The sequence below is a fragment of the Sideroxyarcus emersonii genome (genome assembly GCF_021654335.1).
GTDB lineage: Bacteria > Pseudomonadota > Gammaproteobacteria > Burkholderiales > Gallionellaceae > Sideroxyarcus > Sideroxyarcus emersonii.
Map to the genome: position 1 here is coordinate 55,957 of NZ_AP023423.1, position 17,992 is coordinate 73,948.

Annotated in this window: 16 protein-coding genes; 5 read left to right on the forward strand and 11 right to left on the reverse strand. The window is 61.1% G+C overall.

Annotation, left to right across the window (positions count from 1 at the left end):
• Positions 1-64 precede the first annotated feature (64 nt).
• The 7 genes from L6418_RS00255 to metH form a co-directional block, all read right to left on the reverse strand.
• Positions 65-916 (reverse strand): PhzF family phenazine biosynthesis protein, encoded by an 852-nt coding sequence (locus L6418_RS00255; RefSeq protein ID WP_237247482.1) that lies wholly within the window; start codon positions 914-916, stop codon positions 65-67.
• On the reverse strand, positions 913-2,256 hold the full coding sequence (gene mpl / locus L6418_RS00260) for a UDP-N-acetylmuramate:L-alanyl-gamma-D-glutamyl-meso-diaminopimelate ligase (RefSeq protein WP_237247483.1): 1,344 nt from the start codon (positions 2,254-2,256) through the stop codon (positions 913-915). The genes L6418_RS00255 and mpl overlap by 4 nt, the downstream gene beginning before the upstream one ends.
• A 129-nt stretch (positions 2,257-2,385) precedes the next feature.
• Entirely contained in the window at positions 2,386-2,739 is a 354-nt protein-coding gene (locus L6418_RS00265; RefSeq protein ID WP_237247484.1) for a DMT family protein, read from the reverse strand.
• Positions 2,740-2,907, reverse strand: coding sequence for a hypothetical protein (locus L6418_RS00270; protein ID WP_237247485.1), 168 nt, complete (start codon positions 2,905-2,907; stop codon positions 2,740-2,742).
• Complete coding sequence (locus L6418_RS00275) at positions 2,904-3,389, reverse strand: nucleotidyltransferase (RefSeq protein WP_237247486.1); 486 nt, start codon at positions 3,387-3,389, stop codon at positions 2,904-2,906. The genes L6418_RS00270 and L6418_RS00275 overlap by 4 nt, the downstream gene beginning before the upstream one ends.
• A gap of 22 nt (positions 3,390-3,411) precedes the next feature.
• Positions 3,412-4,098, reverse strand: a complete 687-nt coding sequence (locus L6418_RS00280) for an FKBP-type peptidyl-prolyl cis-trans isomerase (RefSeq protein WP_237247487.1) — start codon at positions 4,096-4,098, stop codon at positions 3,412-3,414.
• Between the two features lie 49 nt (positions 4,099-4,147).
• Positions 4,148-7,867: a methionine synthase gene (gene metH / locus L6418_RS00285; protein ID WP_237247488.1), complete on the reverse strand. Its 3,720-nt coding sequence runs from the start codon at positions 7,865-7,867 to the stop codon at positions 4,148-4,150.
• A gap of 154 nt (positions 7,868-8,021) precedes the next feature.
• Between metH and L6418_RS00290 the strand changes: the two genes are divergently transcribed.
• On the forward strand, positions 8,022-8,477 hold the full coding sequence (locus tag L6418_RS00290; RefSeq protein ID WP_237247489.1) for a bacteriohemerythrin: 456 nt from the start codon (positions 8,022-8,024) through the stop codon (positions 8,475-8,477).
• Positions 8,478-8,489: 12 nt separating this feature from the next.
• Here L6418_RS00290 and L6418_RS00295 read toward each other — a convergent pair whose 3' ends face one another.
• Together L6418_RS00295 and L6418_RS00300 are read right to left on the reverse strand one after the other, a co-directional pair.
• Positions 8,490-9,980 (reverse strand): YifB family Mg chelatase-like AAA ATPase, encoded by a 1,491-nt coding sequence (locus L6418_RS00295; RefSeq protein ID WP_237247490.1) that lies wholly within the window; start codon positions 9,978-9,980, stop codon positions 8,490-8,492.
• A 6-nt stretch (positions 9,981-9,986) separates the two neighbouring features.
• Positions 9,987-10,199 carry an accessory factor UbiK family protein gene (locus L6418_RS00300; RefSeq protein WP_237247491.1) on the reverse strand — a complete coding sequence of 71 codons (213 nt, stop codon included), beginning with the start codon at positions 10,197-10,199 and terminating at the stop codon, positions 9,987-9,989.
• A 231-nt stretch (positions 10,200-10,430) separates the two neighbouring features.
• On the opposite strand from L6418_RS00300, the gene L6418_RS00305 reads away from it, so the two are divergent.
• From L6418_RS00305 to L6418_RS00320, 4 genes are all read left to right on the forward strand, one after another.
• Positions 10,431-11,186, forward strand: coding sequence for a TorF family putative porin (locus tag L6418_RS00305; protein ID WP_237247492.1), 756 nt, complete (start codon positions 10,431-10,433; stop codon positions 11,184-11,186).
• A gap of 56 nt (positions 11,187-11,242) precedes the next feature.
• Positions 11,243-11,581, forward strand: a complete 339-nt coding sequence (gene glnK / locus L6418_RS00310; protein WP_237247493.1) for a P-II family nitrogen regulator — start codon at positions 11,243-11,245, stop codon at positions 11,579-11,581.
• Positions 11,582-11,592: 11 nt separating this feature from the next.
• A complete protein-coding gene (locus tag L6418_RS00315; protein ID WP_237247494.1) occupies positions 11,593-13,098 on the forward strand; it encodes an ammonium transporter in 1,506 nt (501 codons plus the stop codon).
• A gap of 76 nt (positions 13,099-13,174) precedes the next feature.
• Positions 13,175-13,450 (forward strand): hypothetical protein, encoded by a 276-nt coding sequence (locus L6418_RS00320; RefSeq protein WP_237247495.1) that lies wholly within the window; start codon positions 13,175-13,177, stop codon positions 13,448-13,450.
• 12 nt (positions 13,451-13,462) lie between these two features.
• On the opposite strand, the gene L6418_RS00325 is transcribed toward L6418_RS00320, so the two are convergent.
• Both L6418_RS00325 and L6418_RS00330 read right to left on the reverse strand, forming a co-directional pair.
• Positions 13,463-15,559, reverse strand: a complete 2,097-nt coding sequence (locus L6418_RS00325; protein WP_237247496.1) for a bifunctional diguanylate cyclase/phosphodiesterase — start codon at positions 15,557-15,559, stop codon at positions 13,463-13,465.
• Between the two features lie 30 nt (positions 15,560-15,589).
• Positions 15,590-17,794 (reverse strand): methyl-accepting chemotaxis protein, encoded by a 2,205-nt coding sequence (locus tag L6418_RS00330; protein WP_237247497.1) that lies wholly within the window; start codon positions 17,792-17,794, stop codon positions 15,590-15,592.
• Positions 17,795-17,992 lie beyond the last annotated feature (198 nt).

Genomic DNA, 17,992 nt, shown 5'->3' on the forward strand with positions numbered 1-17,992 from the left:
CATTGCGCAGCGAACTGCTGCTGCGCGGTGGCTGTGTCGCCGGATTTGCAGATTGCAGGCCCTGTCAGATGCTGATCTGGCCGCTTCCCAGATCGCTTACCAGGCCGGCAACATGAATCACTCCCCCAGCTTCTACCCGCAAGCCCAGTAACGACGGGCGTCCCACGGCATCGCCCTGGTGGATCGCGCGCTGCAGGGGCAACATAGCACCATTGGCAACGAACCAGCCGCCGAGATTGGCGCAGGCCGAGCCGGTGGCCGGATCCTCGGCGATCGAACCCGTCTTGGGAAAGAAGAAACGCGAGACGATCCCGCCGGCCTCGTCCTGTGCCCACACGTAGGCCATGCTGGCGCCGCGGGTTGGCGAGAATGCGTGCTGCGCCATCAGTTTGATATCCGGAGAAGCGCGCTCCACGGCGGCGACAGAACGCAGCGGGATGACCAGCTGTTCGCTGCCGGTATCGACCCACAATGGCCGTTCGCCGATATCTGTGACATCGAGCCCCAGCATCTGGGCCAGTTCGGCATGCGTGGCCTCGATGGGGCGTGTCCTGGCTGTGTTGGCCTGCAGTTCCCAGCGGTTGCCCTGGGCTGCGACCGGGATGATGCCCGCCTTCATCTCCAGCGTGAGCCTGTCGCCGGCAGGGGCGAGCGAACGCACGACATGCGCCGTGCCCAGCGTGGGGTGCCCGGCGAACGGCATTTCGAAGGAAGGGGTGTAGATGCGGACACGTGCACTGGCGCACTCGCTGGGAAAGATGAACGTCGTTTCCGACAGGTTCATCTGTCGCGCGATTACCTGCATCTGTTCGTCGCTCAGGCCGCGGGCATCTTCAAAAACCGCCAGCGGGTTGCCGGAGAAGGGATCGCCGGCGATGGCAAATACATTGAGCAGGCGGAACGCGTACGTATTCACTGCGCCAGTCGTTGCAACAGCTTTTCGTGTATCCCGCCGAAGCCGCCGTTGCTCATCACCAGGACATGGTCGCCCGACTTCGCTTTGGCGGCGATGGCTTCGATGAGTTCGTTCAGATCGTCCTTCACCACCGCCTTGTCGCCCAGCGGGGCGAGCGCACCACGCGCATCCCAGCCCAGGTTCCCGGCATAACAAAAGGTCAGGTCGGCATCCTTCAGGCTGCCGGGCAGCGCGTCCTTCATCACGCCCAGCTTCATGGTGTTGGAGCGTGGCTCCAGCACCGCGAGGATGCGCGCCTTGCCCACCTTGCGGCGCAGCCCGGCCACGGTGGTGTCGATCGCGGTGGGGTGGTGCGCGAAGTCGTCGTACACTGTGATGCCGTTGACCGTGCCGCGCACCTCCATGCGGCGCTTCACGTTCTTGAATTCACTGAGCGCAGCCAGGCCCTGTGCGACCGGCACGCCGGCATGACGCGCGGCGGCCAGCGCGGCCAGTGCGTTCATGCGGTTGTGTTCGCCGAGCAAGTCCCACTGCAGGGTGCCTTGCGCCTTGCCGCTGAGCGACACCTGCTCGTTGGCATCGATGTTCCAGCCGTCATCCGAGCCGAACTTCTCCACCGGCGTCCAGCAGCCGCGCTTGATCACGCGTGCCAAAGATTCCTCGCGCCCGTTGCATACCACCAGCCCGTTGCCCGGCACCGTGCGCACCAGATGGTGGAACTGCGTTTCGATGGCGGCCAGGTCGGGGAAGATATCGGCGTGGTCGAACTCGAGGTTGTTCAGGATCGCGGTGCGCGGATGGTAGTGCACGAACTTGGAGCGCTTGTCGAAAAAGGCGGTGTCGTATTCGTCCGCCTCGATCACGAAGAACGGCGTCTCGGTGATGCGCGCCGAGATGCCGAAGTTCTGCGGCACGCCGCCGATCAGGAAGCCGGGGTTCAGCCCTGCATGTTCCAGTATCCAGGCCAGCATGGACGTGGTGGTGGTCTTGCCGTGCGTGCCCGCCACACCCAGTACCCACTTGTCGCGCAACAAGGTATCGGCCAGCCATTGCGGGCCGGAGGCATACGGCAGGTTGCGGTTCAGGATCTCTTCCATCAGCGGATTGCCGCGCGACACCACGTTGCCGATGACGAACACATCCGGCTTCAGTTCCAGCTGCTCCACGCCCCAGCCTTCGATCAGCTCGATGCCCTGCTCTTCCAGTTGCGTGCTCATCGGCGGATAGACGTTGGCATCGCAGCCGGTGACGCGATAGCCTGCCTGTTTGGCGATGGCGGCGATGCCGCCCATGAAGGTGCCGCAGATGCCGAGGATGTGGATGTGTTTCATTTGGCTCATTGTTAATTCCAATTTCGTCATTCCGGCGCAGGCCGGAATCCAGTGCAGTTATCAAAAATGCTGTTGGGTCTTGTTCCGCTTCGCTGAATTATTGACTAGCTGGATTCCGGCCTGCGCCGGAATGACGGCTTAGGTTCTAAAAATAAAATACACCGCACCCAGCAGGCACAGCCCCGCATACAAATAGTCCATCTTCAGCGGCTGGTTCATGTACAGCACCGCGAACGGCACGAAGATGGTCAGCGTGATGACCTCCTGCATGATCTTCAGCTGCCCCAGGCTGAGCTGGGTGTAGCCGATGCGGTTGGCCGGAACCTGGATCAGGTACTCGAACAGCGCGATGCCCCAGCTCGCCAGCGCCGCCACATACCAGGGCGAGTGGGCGAAATTCTTCAGGTGCCCGTACCATGCAAAGGTCATGAACAGGTTGGATACCGCCAGCATCAGTGCCGTGACCAGCAATGGATTAGAGATCAGGTTCATCTATGGTTTCGACGCGGGTTTTTTCTTGCTTACTTTTGCCAGACGCAGGAAATTTGCCAGTTCTTCCACCCAGCGCAATCGCTGTTCCGGCGTGAGCGCCTTGAAAGCGCGCAACCGTTCGTCGCTTACATAGTAAGTGCGGTCGCCAGGACTGAACGGTTGCTTCATGCAGATCTGATCCTTTGCAGATGTTCAACATCCGAGATGTCGACAGGCCGCCCGACAGCGCTCTTGAGCGCGATCAGGTCGTCGATGGAAACTACCTTGATCGCCGTTCCGGCAACATCGAACTCCACCGCTCTTTGCTGCATGCCGGAAAAATCCACCGGCGGGAATAGCAACACATCTATGGTTACTCCGGCCAGTTCCGGCGTACGCAGTGCAAAAGCTTCAAGGTGGCGCTGTGCATGCCAATCGCGCAGCAACTCGATATTGCTTAACGACTCCAGCGGTACCGGAAGCACTGGCATGAGCTTCAGCTCCTTCGCAGTATCGATCAGCGCTATCAGGTTGGCAGGATTCATCGCCACCGTGATGTCCACATCCATCGTGGCACGTTCCACACCATGCAACGAGACCGCCAACCCGCCAATCAGCAGGTAATCCACCTTGTGGCGATCCAGCGCAGCGAAGAGTTCGAGATAGAACATGGAAGCAGTCTAACAGCGCGCCTCAGTTGATTCCAAGCAACTCAACCTCAAACACCAGTGTCGCATTCGGCGGGATCACGCCGCCCGCGCCCTGCCTGCCGTAGCCCATTTCCGGGGGAATCACCAGCGTGCGCTGCCCGCCCACCTTCATGCCTTGCACGCCGATGTCCCAGCCCTGGATCACATGGCCCTGGCCCAGCGGAAAATCGAACGGCTCGTCGCGGTCGCGCGAGCTGTCGAACTTTGTGCCCTTGTTTTCCGGCGCGTTCTTGTCGAACAGCCAGCCGGTGTAATGCACGGTGACGTGCTGCCCTTCCTGCGCTTCCGCACCCTCGCCCACCTTGGTGTCGACCATGTCGGTCTTGATCACCTTGAGCAGCTTCACATCGAACACCAGCGTCGCATTCGGCGGGATCACCCCACCCGCACCGCGTGGTCCGTAGCCCATCTCCGGCGGGATGACCAGTGTGCGCGAGCCGCCTTCTTTCATGCCCTGCACGCCAATATCCCAGCCCTTGATCACGCGTCCTCCGCCAAGCGGAAAACTGAAAGGGTCGTTGCGGTCGAGCGAGCTGTCGAACTTCTTGCCCTTGTTTTCGGGCGCGGCCTCGTCATGCAGCCAGCCCGTGTAATGCACAATCACGGTCTGACCGGCTTGTGCTTCTGCGCCTTCGCCCAGTTTGGTGTCGGTTTTGGTGAGGGTAATCATGCCTGTTTCCTTTTTTCGTTGAATATTGCTTGCTGTACCGCTTAATCCGTTAATAACTCAACACCGGCGCCAGCCACCGCTCCGCCTCTTCCAGCGTCATGCCCTTGCGCTTGGCATAATCTGCCACCTGCTCCTTGTCCACCTTGCCGGTGGCGAAATACTGCGCCTGCGGATGCGAGAAGTAGAAACCGCTCACCGCCGCGGTGGGCAGCATGGCGTAGCTTTCGGTGATGGTGATGCCGGCATTTTGCGGCGCCTGCAGCAGCTCGAACAACGGCCCCTTCTCGGTGTGCTCGGGGCAGGCGGGATAGCCGGGTGCCGGGCGGATGCCGCGGTATTTTTCGGCGATCAGTTCGTCGTTGCTTAACCCTTCATCTGCCGCATAGCCCCAGAACTCGCGGCGCACGCGCAGGTGCAGGTGTTCGGCGAAGGCTTCGGCGAGGCGGTCGGCCAGCGCCTTGAGCAGGATGGCGTTGTAGTCGTCGTTCTGTTTCTCGAACTCGGCCACGCGCGCATCGATGCCGATGCCGGTGGTCACGGCGAAGGCGCCGATATAGTCCTTGACCTTGGAATCCCTGGGCGCGATGTAATCGGCCAGGCAGTAGTTCGGGATGTCGTCCGGTTTTTTCGTCTGCTGGCGCAGGTTGTGCCAGGTCATCGCGATCTTCTTGCGCGATTCGTCGGTATAGATCTCGATGTCGTCGCTGTTCACGGTATTGGCGGGGAACAGGCCGAACACCGCATTGGCGGTGAGCCACTTTTCCTTGACGATCCTCTTCAGCATGGCTTGTGCGTCGGCGAACAGCTTGCGCGCTTCTTCGCCCACCACTTCATCCTGCAGGATCTTCGGATAACGTCCGGCCAGCTCCCATGCCTGGAAGAACGGCGTCCAGTCGATGAAATCGACCAGGATGTCGAGCGGGTAATTCTCCAGCTTCTGTACGCCGAGCAGCCTGGGTTTGGGCGGCGAGTACTTCTTCCAGTCGGTCTTTACGCCATGCGCGCGCGCCTCGGCCAGCGTGACGTAGCTGGCCTTGCCTTTCTTGCCTTCGTGCTGCTCGCGTGCAGCCGCGTATTCCGCCTGGATCTCCGCCACGTAATTGGCGCGCAGGCTGTCGCTCAACAGGTTGCTGCACACGCCGACCGCGCGCGAAGCATCCAGCACGTACACGGTGGTGCCGCTGGGATAGTTCGGCGCGATCTTCACCGCGGTATGCACGCGCGAAGTGGTTGCGCCGCCGATCAGCAGCGGGATCTTGAAGCCCTGGCGTTCCATTTCCTTGGCCACGTGCGCCATCTCTTCCAGCGACGGGGTGATGAGGCCGGAAAGGCCGATGATGTCGGCATTGTGTTCGCGCGCAGTGTCGAGGATCTGCTGGCACGGCACCATCACGCCCATGTTCACCACCTCGAAGTTGTTGCACTGCAGCACCACGGTGACGATGTTCTTGCCGATGTCGTGCACATCGCCTTTCACGGTCGCCATCACGATCTTGCCCTTGGGCTTGCTGTCGCCCGACTTCGCCTTTTCCGCTTCGATGTAGGGCACCAGGTGGGCCACCGCCTGCTTCATCACGCGCGCCGATTTGACCACCTGCGGCAGGAACATCTTGCCTGCGCCGAACAGGTCGCCGACCACGTTCATGCCTGTCATCAGCGGTCCCTCGATCACCTCGACCGGCGATTTCGCCTGCAGCCGCGCCTCCTCGGTATCTTCGACGATGTGGCTGGTGATGCCGCGCACCAGCGCATGGGTCAGACGTTCCTGCACCGTGCCCTTGCGCCACTCCAGGTCCTCGACCTGCTCCTTGCCGCCGCCCTTGACCGACTCGGCCAGCTTGACCAGTTTCTCGCCCGCGTCGGGATGGCGGTTCAGCACCACGTCTTCCACCGCGTCGCGCAGATCCCTGGGGATTTCCTCGTATACGCCGAGCTGGCCGGCGTTGACGATGCCCATGTTCATGCCGGCCTTGATGGCGTGGTACAGGAACACGGTGTGGATCGCCTCGCGCACCGGCTCGTTGCCGCGGAAACTGAACGACACGTTGGATACGCCGCCGCTGACCTTGGCGTAGGGCAGGTTCTGCCTGATCCAGTGCGTGGCTTCGATGAAATCGACCGCGTAGTTGTTGTGCTCCTCGATGCCCGTCGCGATGGCGAAGATGTTCGGGTCGAAGATGATGTCTTCGGGCAGGAAGCCGACCTTGTCCACCAGGATGTCGTAGCTGCGCTTGCAGATCTCGGTCTTGCGTTTATAGGTGTCGGCCTGGCCCTGTTCGTCGAACGCCATCACCACGGCGGCGGCGCCATAGCGGCGCACCAGCGTGGCATGCTTGATGAAGTTCTCCTCGCCTTCCTTGAGCGAGATGGAGTTAACGATGGGTTTGCCCTGCACGCACTTCAGCCCTGCCTCGATGATGCTCCACTTGGAGGAGTCGATCATCAGCGGCACTTTGGAGATGTCCGGCTCGGAGGCGATCAGGTTGAGGAACTTCACCATCGCGGCTTCGCCGTCCAGCATCGCCTCGTCCATGTTGACGTCGATCACCTGCGCGCCGGTCTCCACCTGTTGCTTGGCGACTTCCAGTGCCTCGTCGTAGTTGCCTTCGAGGATCAGGCGTTTGAACTTGGCCGAGCCGGTGACGTTGGCGCGCTCGCCGACGTTGACGAACAGCGAGTCGTCGCCGATGTTGAACGGCTCCAGTCCGGACAGGCGGCATTTGTGTTCGATGTCCGGCAGCTGGCGCGGCGGCACGTCCCGCAACGCCTCGGCGATGGCCTTGATATGTGCGGGCGAAGTGCCGCAGCAGCCGCCGGCGATGTTGAGGAAGCCGCTGGTGGCGAACTCCTTCACCAGGCGCGCGGTGGTTTCGGGCACTTCGTCGTAGCCGGTCTCGGACAGCGGATTGGGCAGGCCGGCATTGGGGTGGGCGCTCACGTAGCAGCCCGCCACGCGCGCCAGCTCTTCCACATAGGGGCGCATCAGTTCGGCGCCCAGCGCGCAGTTGAGGCCGATGGAAAGCGGTCTGGCATGTGCGAGCGAGTTGTAGAACGCCTCGGTGGTCTGGCCCGACAGGGTGCGTCCCGAAGCGTCGGTGATCGTGCCGGAGATCATGATGGGAACCTGCACGCCGTGCTGCTCGAAATGGCGTTCGATGGCGAACAGCGCCGCCTTGGCATTGAGCGTGTCGAAGATGGTCTCGACCATCAGGATGTCCGCGCCGCCGTCAAGCAGGCCGCGCACGGCTTCAGCGTAGCTTTCCACCAGCTGGTCGAAGGTGATGTTGCGCGCGCCGGGATCGTTCACGTCCGGCGAGATGGAAGCGGTCTTCCCGGTGGGGCCGAGTACGCCGGCGACGAAGCGCGGCTTGTCGGCAGTGGAGAATTCGTCACACAGCCCGCGTGCCAGCTTCGCGCCGGCGACATTCAGTTCGTACACCAGCTGTTCGAGGTCGTAATCCTCCATCGACACCGAGGTGGAATTGAAGGTGCAGGTCTCGAGGATGTCGGCGCCCGCTTCAAGATACTCGCGATGGATGCCGCCGATGATGTGCGGCTGGGTCAGCAGCAGCAGGTCGTTGCAGCCCTTCAGGTCCACCGGATGGTCGGCGAAGGTCCTGCGTTCGCCCGAATATTCGCCGAACAGCTCCGTGCCGCGATAGTGTGCCTCGGTCAGCTTGTAGCGCTGGATCATGGTGCCCATCGCCCCGTCCAGGATCAGGATGCGTTGCTGCAGGAGCGTTTCGATAGGGTGCGGGGCGTGGCTCATGGTGCGTAAGTCGATAAAAGGGCGCGGATTTTAGCATGCCGCCGGACACGACTTGATGCGGCCAAGATTAAACAATACCATTGGTATGGTTATTGTGCAGGTCGCGCCAATAATGGATTGAGGGGTATGCCGCGTAATGACGTCAGGAGGATGAATGGCCAAATTTATATGGACTGAACAGCTCAATGTCGGTATCGAAGTCATCGATCAGCAGCACCGACGGATCGTGGAGTACATCAATCAGCTCGACGATGCCCGTTCCAGCGGGCATTCCCGTGAAGAGATCGGTTATCTGATTGGCGACCTGGTGGATTACACCATCTCCCACTTCGGCTTTGAGGAAAGCCTGCAGGAAGAGGCCGGATATCCGTTTGCCAAGTCGCACAAGAAGGTGCACGACCTGTTTGCGCAGCGCGTTTCGGATTTCCAGGCGCGGTTCGACAAGGGCGAGGATATCTCCAGGGGGCTGAACAGCCTGCTGGTTACCTGGTTGTTCAACCATATCAAGCGCGACGATGCGGATTATGTCGAAGCGGTGAAGGTTTACCTGCTCAAGCAGAACGATTTTGTGGAAAAGAAGAAAGGCCTGTTCACGCGCCTGTTCGGCTGAGCGGCAGCTGGGCTAGAAGCTCATGCGCCGGTATTGCACTGCTTCCGCGATATGGGCCGTCTGGACCTGTTCGCAACCCGCCAGGTCGGCGATGGAGCGCGCCACCTTGAGCACCCGGTGATAGGCGCGCGCCGACAGATTCAGGCGGGCAATGGCCTGACGCAACAATGCTTCGCCGTCGGTGCCCGGCGCACACCACTTGTCGATCTCGGCAACCGACAGCAGCGCATTCGGTTTCGCCTGCCGGGCAAGCTGCCGCTGCCGGGCCGATTCGACCCGGGCCTGAATCTCGGCACTGCTTTCGCCGTCCGCCTGCTTGAGCAGATCTTCCTGCGCCACGGCGGGTACCTCGATCTGGATGTCGATACGGTCCAGCAAGGGGCCAGAGATCCTGCCGCGATATCGCGCCACCTGATCCGGCGTGCAGCGGCACTTGCCGTTGTAGTGGCCGAGATAGCCGCACGGGCACGGGTTCATCGCCGCGACCAGCTGGAACTGCGCCTTGAAATCGGCGCGCCGTGCTGCGCGCGAGATGGTGATGCGGCCGCTTTCCAGCGGTTCGCGCAACACTTCCAGCACGCTCCGGTCGAATTCCGGCAGTTCATCCAGAAACAGCACGCCATGCATGGCGACCGAAATTTCGCCGGGGCGCGGATTGCTGCCGCCGCCCACCAGCGCGACGGCGGACGCGGTGTGATGCGGCGAGCGGTAAGGACGGCGTTTCCAGTTGCTAACCTCGAACATGCCGCCCAGCGATTGCATGGCCGCGGATTCCAGGGCTTCCTGTTGCGTCATTTGCGGCAGGATGCCGGGAAAGCGCGCCGCCAGCATGCTTTTGCCGGTGCCTGGCGGGCCGCTCATCAGCACGCTGTGCCCGCCGGCGGCGGCGATTTCCAGCGCTCGTTTGCATTGCGCCTGGCCTTTCACTTCGCGCATGTCGGGATAATGCGGGGCATCGGCCGCGGGGTCCGGGATGTGACGCGACAGCGCTTCCCGCCCGGCAAGATGCGCTGCCACCTGCAGCAGCGATTGCGCCGGATAGACCACGGCATCTTCAACCAGCGCGGCCTCTGGGGCGTTTACGGCGGGCAGGATGAAGGCGCGGCCGGAATCGGCGGCGCGGTAGGTCATCGCCAGGGCGCCGCGTATGGCGCGCAGTTCGCCGGTCAGCGCCAGCTCTCCCGCATACTCATATTCGGCAAGCCTGTCGGCGGGGATCTGCCCCGATGCGGCGAGGATGCCCAGCGCAATGGGAAGATCGAAGCGGCCGCTTTCCTTCGGCAGGTCGGCCGGAGCGAGATTGACGGTGATGCGGCGGGCGGGGAATTCGAACTGGCAATTCTGCAAGGCTGCGCGGACCCGGTCCTTGCTCTCTTTCACTTCGGCTTCCGGCAAACCGACGATGGTGAAGTTGGGCAAGCCGTTGGCAAGGTGCACCTCGACGGTGACCAGCGCCGCGTCCATGCCGGCCAGACCGCGACTGTACAGAACAGCCAGGCCCATGACGGGTTATTTGTCTGTTTCCAGTGCGGCGATGCGCGCTTCGAGCTTGTCCAGGCGCTGCGCCAATACGTCGTATTCTTCGCGCGTGACCAGATCGAGTTTAGAGAAACCTTGCGCCAGCAGCGCCCGGGCATTCTTCTCGAAATCCTTGGCAGGGCCGCTGGCAACGGCCTCGTTCAGTTTCGACGACATTTCCTCAAAGAATTTTGTGTTCAGCATGGCAATTAACCCTGTAATGGATAGGGTGCTAGTGTAGCAAATAGTCAGTGCACCGCCCGGGTGCGCCGCACTGTTTTCGTGCATGCACTTGGTGCGCTGCGCTGGCCGGAAAAAGTGCCGCCCAGCCGCACTGCGAGTATCGGCGCGGGTTTGCGCGGCTGGCACAGTTTCTGCTGTAACGATTGCGTGGATACTTTCATCCCACTTAATTACTCAACGAAAGGAAACACCATGCTTAAGAATAAACTGCTGCTCGCTGCCCTGGCCTCTTCTTTCGCGTTGCCTGCACTGGCTGACGATGCTGCACCCGCCTCGCCCTTCTCTTCCAATGTAAGTCTGACCAACAACTACCTGTATCGCGGAATCACGCAATCGGGTGCCAACCCAGCCATCCAGGGCGGCTTCGATTACGTAAACGCCAATGGTTTGTATGTCGGTACATGGGGTTCCAGCATCAGCTGGTTGAGCGATGCGGGCGTGGCAAGCAGGTCCGGACTGGAACTCGATACCTACGGTGGCTACCGGGGAACAGTCAGCGCAGTTTCTTACGATGTCGGTTACCTGCGCTATAACTATTCCGGCAATTTCGGCGCCAATGTAAAAGCGGACACCAATGAAGTTTACGCCGCTGCGACCTATTCGATCGTGACAGCGAAACTGTCCTACAGCCTGGGCGACCTGTTCGGCTTCACTGCTTCCGCCGGTTCCACCTATGCCGACCTGAGCGCCAGCTACCCGATTGCTGACACTGGCTATACGCTCGGTGCGCACTACGGCAAACAGACTGTTGCCGGAAACAATGGCGGCGTCAGCAATAGCCAGTACTCGTATTCCGATTACAGGGTGTCCGTGGCCAAGGATCTGGGTACCGGTTACAGCGCAAGCCTGACCGTGAGCAGCACGGATGCAAAGGCCGCTTCATATACCAGCCAAGGGATCAATCTGGGCAAGACCGCAGTCGTCGTAGCCCTGAGCCGCACGTTCTAATCAGCAGCTAGGCAAGCGGGGCGTCTACGCCCCGCTCAACTCAAGGAGAAGTGAATATGAAAATCGTCACTGCAATCATCAAGCCCTTCAAGCTCGACGAAGTGCGTGAAGCGCTGTCCGCCATCGGCGTTCAGGGCATCACCGTCACCGAAGTCAAGGGCTTCGGACGGCAAAAGGGGCACACCGAGCTGTACCGTGGTGCGGAATATGTAGTGGACTTCTTGCCCAAGATCAAGCTGGAAGCGGCGATCAAGGCAGATCAGCTGGACCAGGTGATCGAGGCCATCGAAAAATCCGCGCAGACCGGCAAGATCGGCGACGGCAAGATCTTCGTGCAAGAACTTGAACAAGTGATCCGCATCCGTACCGGCGAGACCGGTCCGGAAGCGCTATAAGGAGCGATGAGATGAAAAAACTATTTGCGCTATTCGCCCTGCTGGCCATGCTGTGCGGCCTGACAGGCGCTGCTTATGCAGATGACGCTGCCTCCGCAGCTCCGGCAACCGCTGCTGCCGCAGCCCCGGCCGCAGCACCTGCTGCTGACGCCCCCGCTGCCGCACCGAAATGCGGCGACAAGGGCTTCGATTGCAACAAAGGCGACGTTGCCTGGATGATGACCTCCACTGCGTTCGTGCTGCTGATGACCGTTCCCGGCCTGGCGCTGTTCTATTCCGGCATGGTGCGCAGGAAGAACGCGCTGTCGACCGTGATGCAGAGCTTCGCAATCTTCTGCGTGATCGCGGTACTCTGGGTGGCGTATGGTTACAGTGCAGCGTTCACTGCCGGCCATGAGGGCAGCGCACTGTCGCCGTTCATCGGCTCGCTCGACAAGCTGTTCATGTCCGGCGACGATCCGACCACTGCGGTTGCGGCCACCTTCAGCAAGGGCCAGTATCTGCCGGACTTCGTCTACGCAATGTTCCAGCTGACCTTCGCTGCGATCACCGTCGCGCTGATCTCCGGCGGTTTCGCAGAGCGTTTCAAGTTCTCGTCGATGATCATCTTCAGCGTGCTGTGGTTCACATTCGCCTACCTGCCGATCTCCCACATGGTGTGGTACTGGGATGGTCCTGATGCATATACCAATGCCCAGGCTGCAGACGTTGCCAATAGCCACGCCGGATTCATCTTCCAGAAAGGTGCGCTGGACTTCGCCGGCGGTACCGTGGTGCACATCAATGCCGGTATCGCAGCATTGGTCGCAGCTCTGATGCTTGGACCGCGCAAAGGTTACGGCAAGGTGGCAATGCCTCCGCACAGCCTGATGATGACCGCGATCGGTACCGGTCTGCTGTGGATGGGCTGGTTCGGATTCAATGCGGGCTCTGCCCTGGAAGCAACCGGTGCAGCCGGCCTGGCCTTCTTCAACACCTTGTTCGGCACCGCAGTAGCCGGAGTGGTCTGGACGGCAGTCGAATGGATCGTCAAGGGCAAGCCTAGCCTGCTGGGTGTCTGTTCCGGCATCGTGGCCGGCCTGGTAGCGATCACGCCTGCGGCCGGTTTCGTCGGCGTGGGTGGCGCGATGGCGGTGTGTGCTGCCGCAGCGGTGATCTGCTTCTTCGCAGTGACCGTGATCAAGGCCAAGCTGAAGTATGACGATGCACTGGATGCGTTCGGCGTGCACTGCGTCGGCGGTATCATCGGTTCCATCGGCACCGGCATATTCGTCAACCCGGCCCTGGGCGGTACTGGCGTATACGACTATGTTGCCAACAAGGTCGCCGATTTCGACGCTACGGCACAGATCGTTGCACAGCTGTGGGACGTTGGCATCACCCTGGCGTGGTCTGCGTTCGTCGCCTTCGTGATCCTGCTGGTCCTGAAGCACACCATCGGCATCCGCGCAAGCGACGATGCCCAGGAAGAAGGTCTGGATCTGGCCGATCATGGCGAGAACTCCTACAACCTCTAAGCACTCCTGGCAGTAACGGAAAAGGGCATCTTCGGATGCCCTTTTCATTAGTAGACAAGCATCGAGGAGGAAATAAATGTCGGGCGATATGGAAATACTGTTTTCGCTGGCCGGCCGCATGCACGTATTGCTGCGCCGAGAAGTGAACCGCATCATCGATGTCGAATGGATGTGTATCGATGCGGATTATGCAAAGGAGATGGTCAAGCTGGCGCGTGCGGTCGGAAGCGACGAACTGCATAAACTGTGCGACCGGATCGAAGCGGTGCATCCGCTGCTGCCGCGCCCGGAAATACCGGTCCCGCTGCAGGTTGCGGTGAGCGAACCCAAGTATCTCAAGACCTTGCGCTGACCCGGCGGCGAACTAGTCGCCGAGCAGTTTTTCAAACGCTTCCACTGGCAGGGGCTTGCTGAAAAAGTAACCCTGCAGTTCATCGCATCCAATGCCATGGAGGAAAGCCTGCTGATAGGCCGTTTCCACGCCCTCTGCGATCACCTTCATGTTCAGGCTGTGCCCGAGAGCGATGATCGCCTTCAGGATGGCGATATTGCTGGATTCCGTTTCGAGACGGCTGACGAACGCCTGGTCGATCTTGAGCCGGTCGACCGGAAAGTCCTTCAGATAGGCCATGCTGGAATAGCCGGTACCGAAATCGTCGATGGCCAGCTTGACTCCCAGCGTTTTCAATTCCTGCAGCGTCTTGATGAAGCTGCCGGTGTCGTGTACCAGGCTGCTTTCGGTGATTTCCAGTTCCAGGCAGGCCGGGTTCAGGCCGCTGTGCTGCAGCGCGGAGCGGACCCGGCTGACCAGGTCGGACTGGCGGAACTGGCGCGGGGACACGTTGACTGCGATGGGAAGCTCCCGGCCAGCCATGGCGTTCAGGCGTACCGCCTGACGGCAGGCAGAATGCAGCACCCACTGCCCGATGTCCACGATCAAACCGGTCTCTTCCGCGACCGGGATGAAGTCTGCCGGGGAGACCATGCCGCCGCCGGCAGGCCGCCAGCGGATCAGCGCTTCCGCACCGCAGATGTTGCCGCTGGCAAAAGCCAGCTTGGGCTGGAAATGCAGCAGGAACTCGTCGTGTTCCAGCGCCTGGCGCAAACGATATTCCATGTCCAGGCGTTCCATCAGCCGCCGATTCAACTCGTCGGTGTAGAACTGGAAATTGTTGCGGCCAGACTGTTTCGATTTGTACATGGCCGAATCGGCGTATTTGAGCAGCGTGGTCGTATCGCGCGCATCGTCCGGATAGATGCTGATGCCGATGCTGCAGGAAACGATGAAATCGCGGCCTTCGATCGCGCATGGACCAGCCACCGACGACAGGACGCGCTGCATGCTCTCCGAGATGTCCTCGATCTTGTGCAAGCCGGTCAGCAGCAGCACGAATTCGTCGCCGCCCAGGCGCACCACGGTATCGGACTCGCGCACGCAGCCGCCCAGGCGCGTGGCCATGATCTTCAGCAGCTCGTCGCCGGCATGGTGGCCCATGCTGTCGTTGATCAGCTTGAACTGGTCCAGGTCGACGAAGGCCACCGCGACCTTGCTGGCATAGCGGTCGGCCAAGCCGATGTATTGCTGCAGGCGGTCGGTCAGCAAGGTGCGGTTGGGCAGCCCGGTCAGTGCATCGTGGGTGGCCTGGTATTCGATTTGCTGTTCATAGTTCTTGCGTTCGGTGATGTCTTCGACCGTGCCTTCATAGAACAGCAGGTCGCCGTTCTGGTTCCTGACCTCGTGCGCGTTCTCGGAGATCCAGATGATCTCGCCATTCTTGCGATAGACCTGCGCCTCGAAATTGCTTACCTGCCCCTGTGCGCTCATCAGGGCAACGAATTCCTCGCGCTTGAACGGATCGACGTACAACTGTTTCTGTATATCGCAGATGCCGAGTATCAGCTCGACGGCGGACTCGTATCCGTAGATCCTGGCCAGCGCCGGGTTGAAATTGAGGTAGTGGCCGTCCGGGGAGGTCTGGTATATCCCTTCGAGCGCGTTCTCGAAGATCGAGCGATAGCGTTCCTCGGCCTCGCGCGCCGCAGCTTCGCTCAGCCTGCGCTGGGTGATGTCCTGCATGAAACCCTCGATCGCTTCGACTTCCCCGCGCTCGTTGTACAGGGGGCAGCCGCGTTCGGATACCCATCTCGTCCCGCCGTCGGCGTGGATGATGCGATACTCGACCGCAAAGCGCTGGCGCCGGAAGATGGCTTCCTCGATGGCCTGGCGCACCCTGCCCCGGTCTTCGGGACTGGTGATCGCCTCGAATGAGATGGCCGGATCAGACACCAGCGAGTGCGCATCGTAGCCGGTCAGCTGTTTGCAGCCGTCGCTGACGAACACCATCGTCCACCTGTCGTCCCAGAGACAGCAATACACCATGCCATCGAGATTGTTGAGCAATGCCTTCAGCATGCGCTCGCTGTTCTCAAGCTTGGCCTGTAGGCTGGCGTTGATGTACATGTTGGCAGGTCTTTGCGGCTGGTTCGCGGTCTAGTGCAAGAATCTCGAACGCGTTTCGGAAACGGATCGGGATCCCGGAACAGCGTGTCTGCCCTGCATCTGCGTGACCTGGAACTGGCTGGAAAGATGTTGCAGTCGCAACGAAGTCTGGCGCGCCCTGGCCACGCTGAAGTTCAGCTCATCGAGCGCTCCGCGCATCGACTCCGTCACCTCGGCAACGCTTTGCACATCCTTGCCGTAGCGGTGCGCGCTGTCGGCGATGCCCTGGATCAGGCCGAACATGCGTTCCAGGATCTCCTTCATGCCGGTATTGTCCGATGCAGCGGCTTCCGCCAGGCGCAGACCCTCTTCCATGCCGGTGGAACCGTTCTCCATGATCTGCACGGCATCGCGTGCCTGCCCCTGGACCGTGCCGATCATCTGCTTGATTTCTTGCGTGGCGGCGGTCGTGCGCTCCGCCAGTTTGCGCACCTCGTCGGCGACCACCGAGAATCCGCGCCCGGCTTCCCCGGCGCGCGCCGCTTCGATGGCGGCATTCAGGGCCAGCAGATTGGTCTGGTCCGCGATGGCATTGATCACCATGACGATCTTGCCGATCTCCTCGGTGCTGTTGCTGAGGCGCTTGATGGTCAGGGATGACTGTTCGATCGAGCTGCGTATGCCCTGGGTCCGCTGTCGCACCAGCTGGAATTGCTGCTGTGCATTGTCCAGCGCCAGCTGCATGGCTGCACGGATATCCGCCGTCGTCTGGGTCGCCGAGTCGATGTCGGCCATCTGCCTTTGCAGCGACATCAGGATCTCCTGGATCGCAGCCAGTACCTGATGCGTCGCCACCGTCGCCTCCTGGTTGCGGCTCATCATGCTCTGGTGGGTCTCGTCCATCTCTCCGGTGGCGTGGATGACACGGCTTACCGTGCCATCCAGCGTATCGATGAAACTGTTGATCCACTGCGACATGATCGCCGGCTCATCCACCGTGGCCTGGGTACGCTCCAGCCGTTGTGCCAGGTTGCCTCCGCCTTCGGCCAGCACGCGGATCATGCGTGCCATCAGCCGCAGCCGCTCGGTCATCGGCTGGAGGCCGATGCGGTAGAACACCAGGGTGCCGATGCCCAGCAGGAACAGGTTGAGCATGGCTGTCCACAGCAGGCCCTGTTGCAGCAGCTGGCCGGTGCCGAACGTGATCGCCCAGGTGGCGAGGACCAGGATCAGGTTGGTGCGCATCATCAGGAAATTGACCGAACGGAAACGGTTGGCTTCCTCCAGGTCGGCTTCGCACATCATGCCCCAGGTATCGAGCGAACCCGGCATCTGGAAGGTGACGCCCTTGCCGATGACCGGGATGTGGCGGTAATCCGGATACCCGGGATAGGTGACGAACATGTTCTCGCCGTGCGCGATGGTCTCGCGCACGCCCGGATGCAGCTGCCGCGTGGCGGGGTCGTTGAAGACCAGCTCGAGTTCGGTGTGATTCTTGATCCTCACCACGCCGAACTTGGTATTCACGCCCTGCTTGAGGTTGTCGCCCAGACTGAACGTGTTGTCCTCGAAGCGCGAGCGCGAGAGTGCGGTGCCGGGCTGGATGGACGGATCGAACACCGGCTTCACCATGAACAGGTAGTTGTCCCCCGAGTCGACGAAGATGTGGCCCGCCTCGCGCTGTATCAGGTCTCCCAATACATCGTTCGGCACGCGGCCGCACAGGAAACCGCTGGAACCGTCATCCAGCTGCAGCGGCAGGTAGAACATCAGCGTCACGGCGTCATGGAACTTCGAGCTTGAAGGCCCGATGAGCTGGGTGGTGGTGTCCACATAAGGGCCGTGCAGGAAGCGCGCCGGCCTGTCTGCCTGCAATACGTGCGGCAGCCGGTCGATAGTGCCGACGCGGGCGGCGTGGCTGGAGGCGATCACCCGTCCCTTTGCATCCGCGATGAAGATCTCGGAGAAGTCGGCGGCCCGCGCAACCATATGCCGCATCAGCTCGGCAGGGGGTTGCGGCAGCTCGCGGCGCACTTCGTCCACCATGCCTTCCAGCAGCTCCCACTGGTGGCTGGCCCAGCCGATCAGCGTCTGCACGCGCGTGGTCGCGATGCTTTCGAACGTCTGCTCCAGGATGGGATAGCGGCGGCGATTGATGAAGGTCGCCCAGCGCATGGCGAGCTTCCCGGTCTTGCCCAGCCAGGGCAGCCATTTTTTTTCCTGGGGAGACAGCCTCATTTGCGCACTTTTCAGCATGGATATTTCCTTGAGTGATTCGACGACTTGCTATGAGCAAGCTTCGGGCCACTTTCAAGGAGGCAATTTGCGGGCGCAGGACGGCCGGCAGGATTCAGTGTTGCCCTAAAGGAGTGCACAGGGCAGCGGGCATGCACCAATCTCGATATTGATTCCCCCAAAAAGAAAAGGGCATCCGAAGATGCCCTTGCATGGACG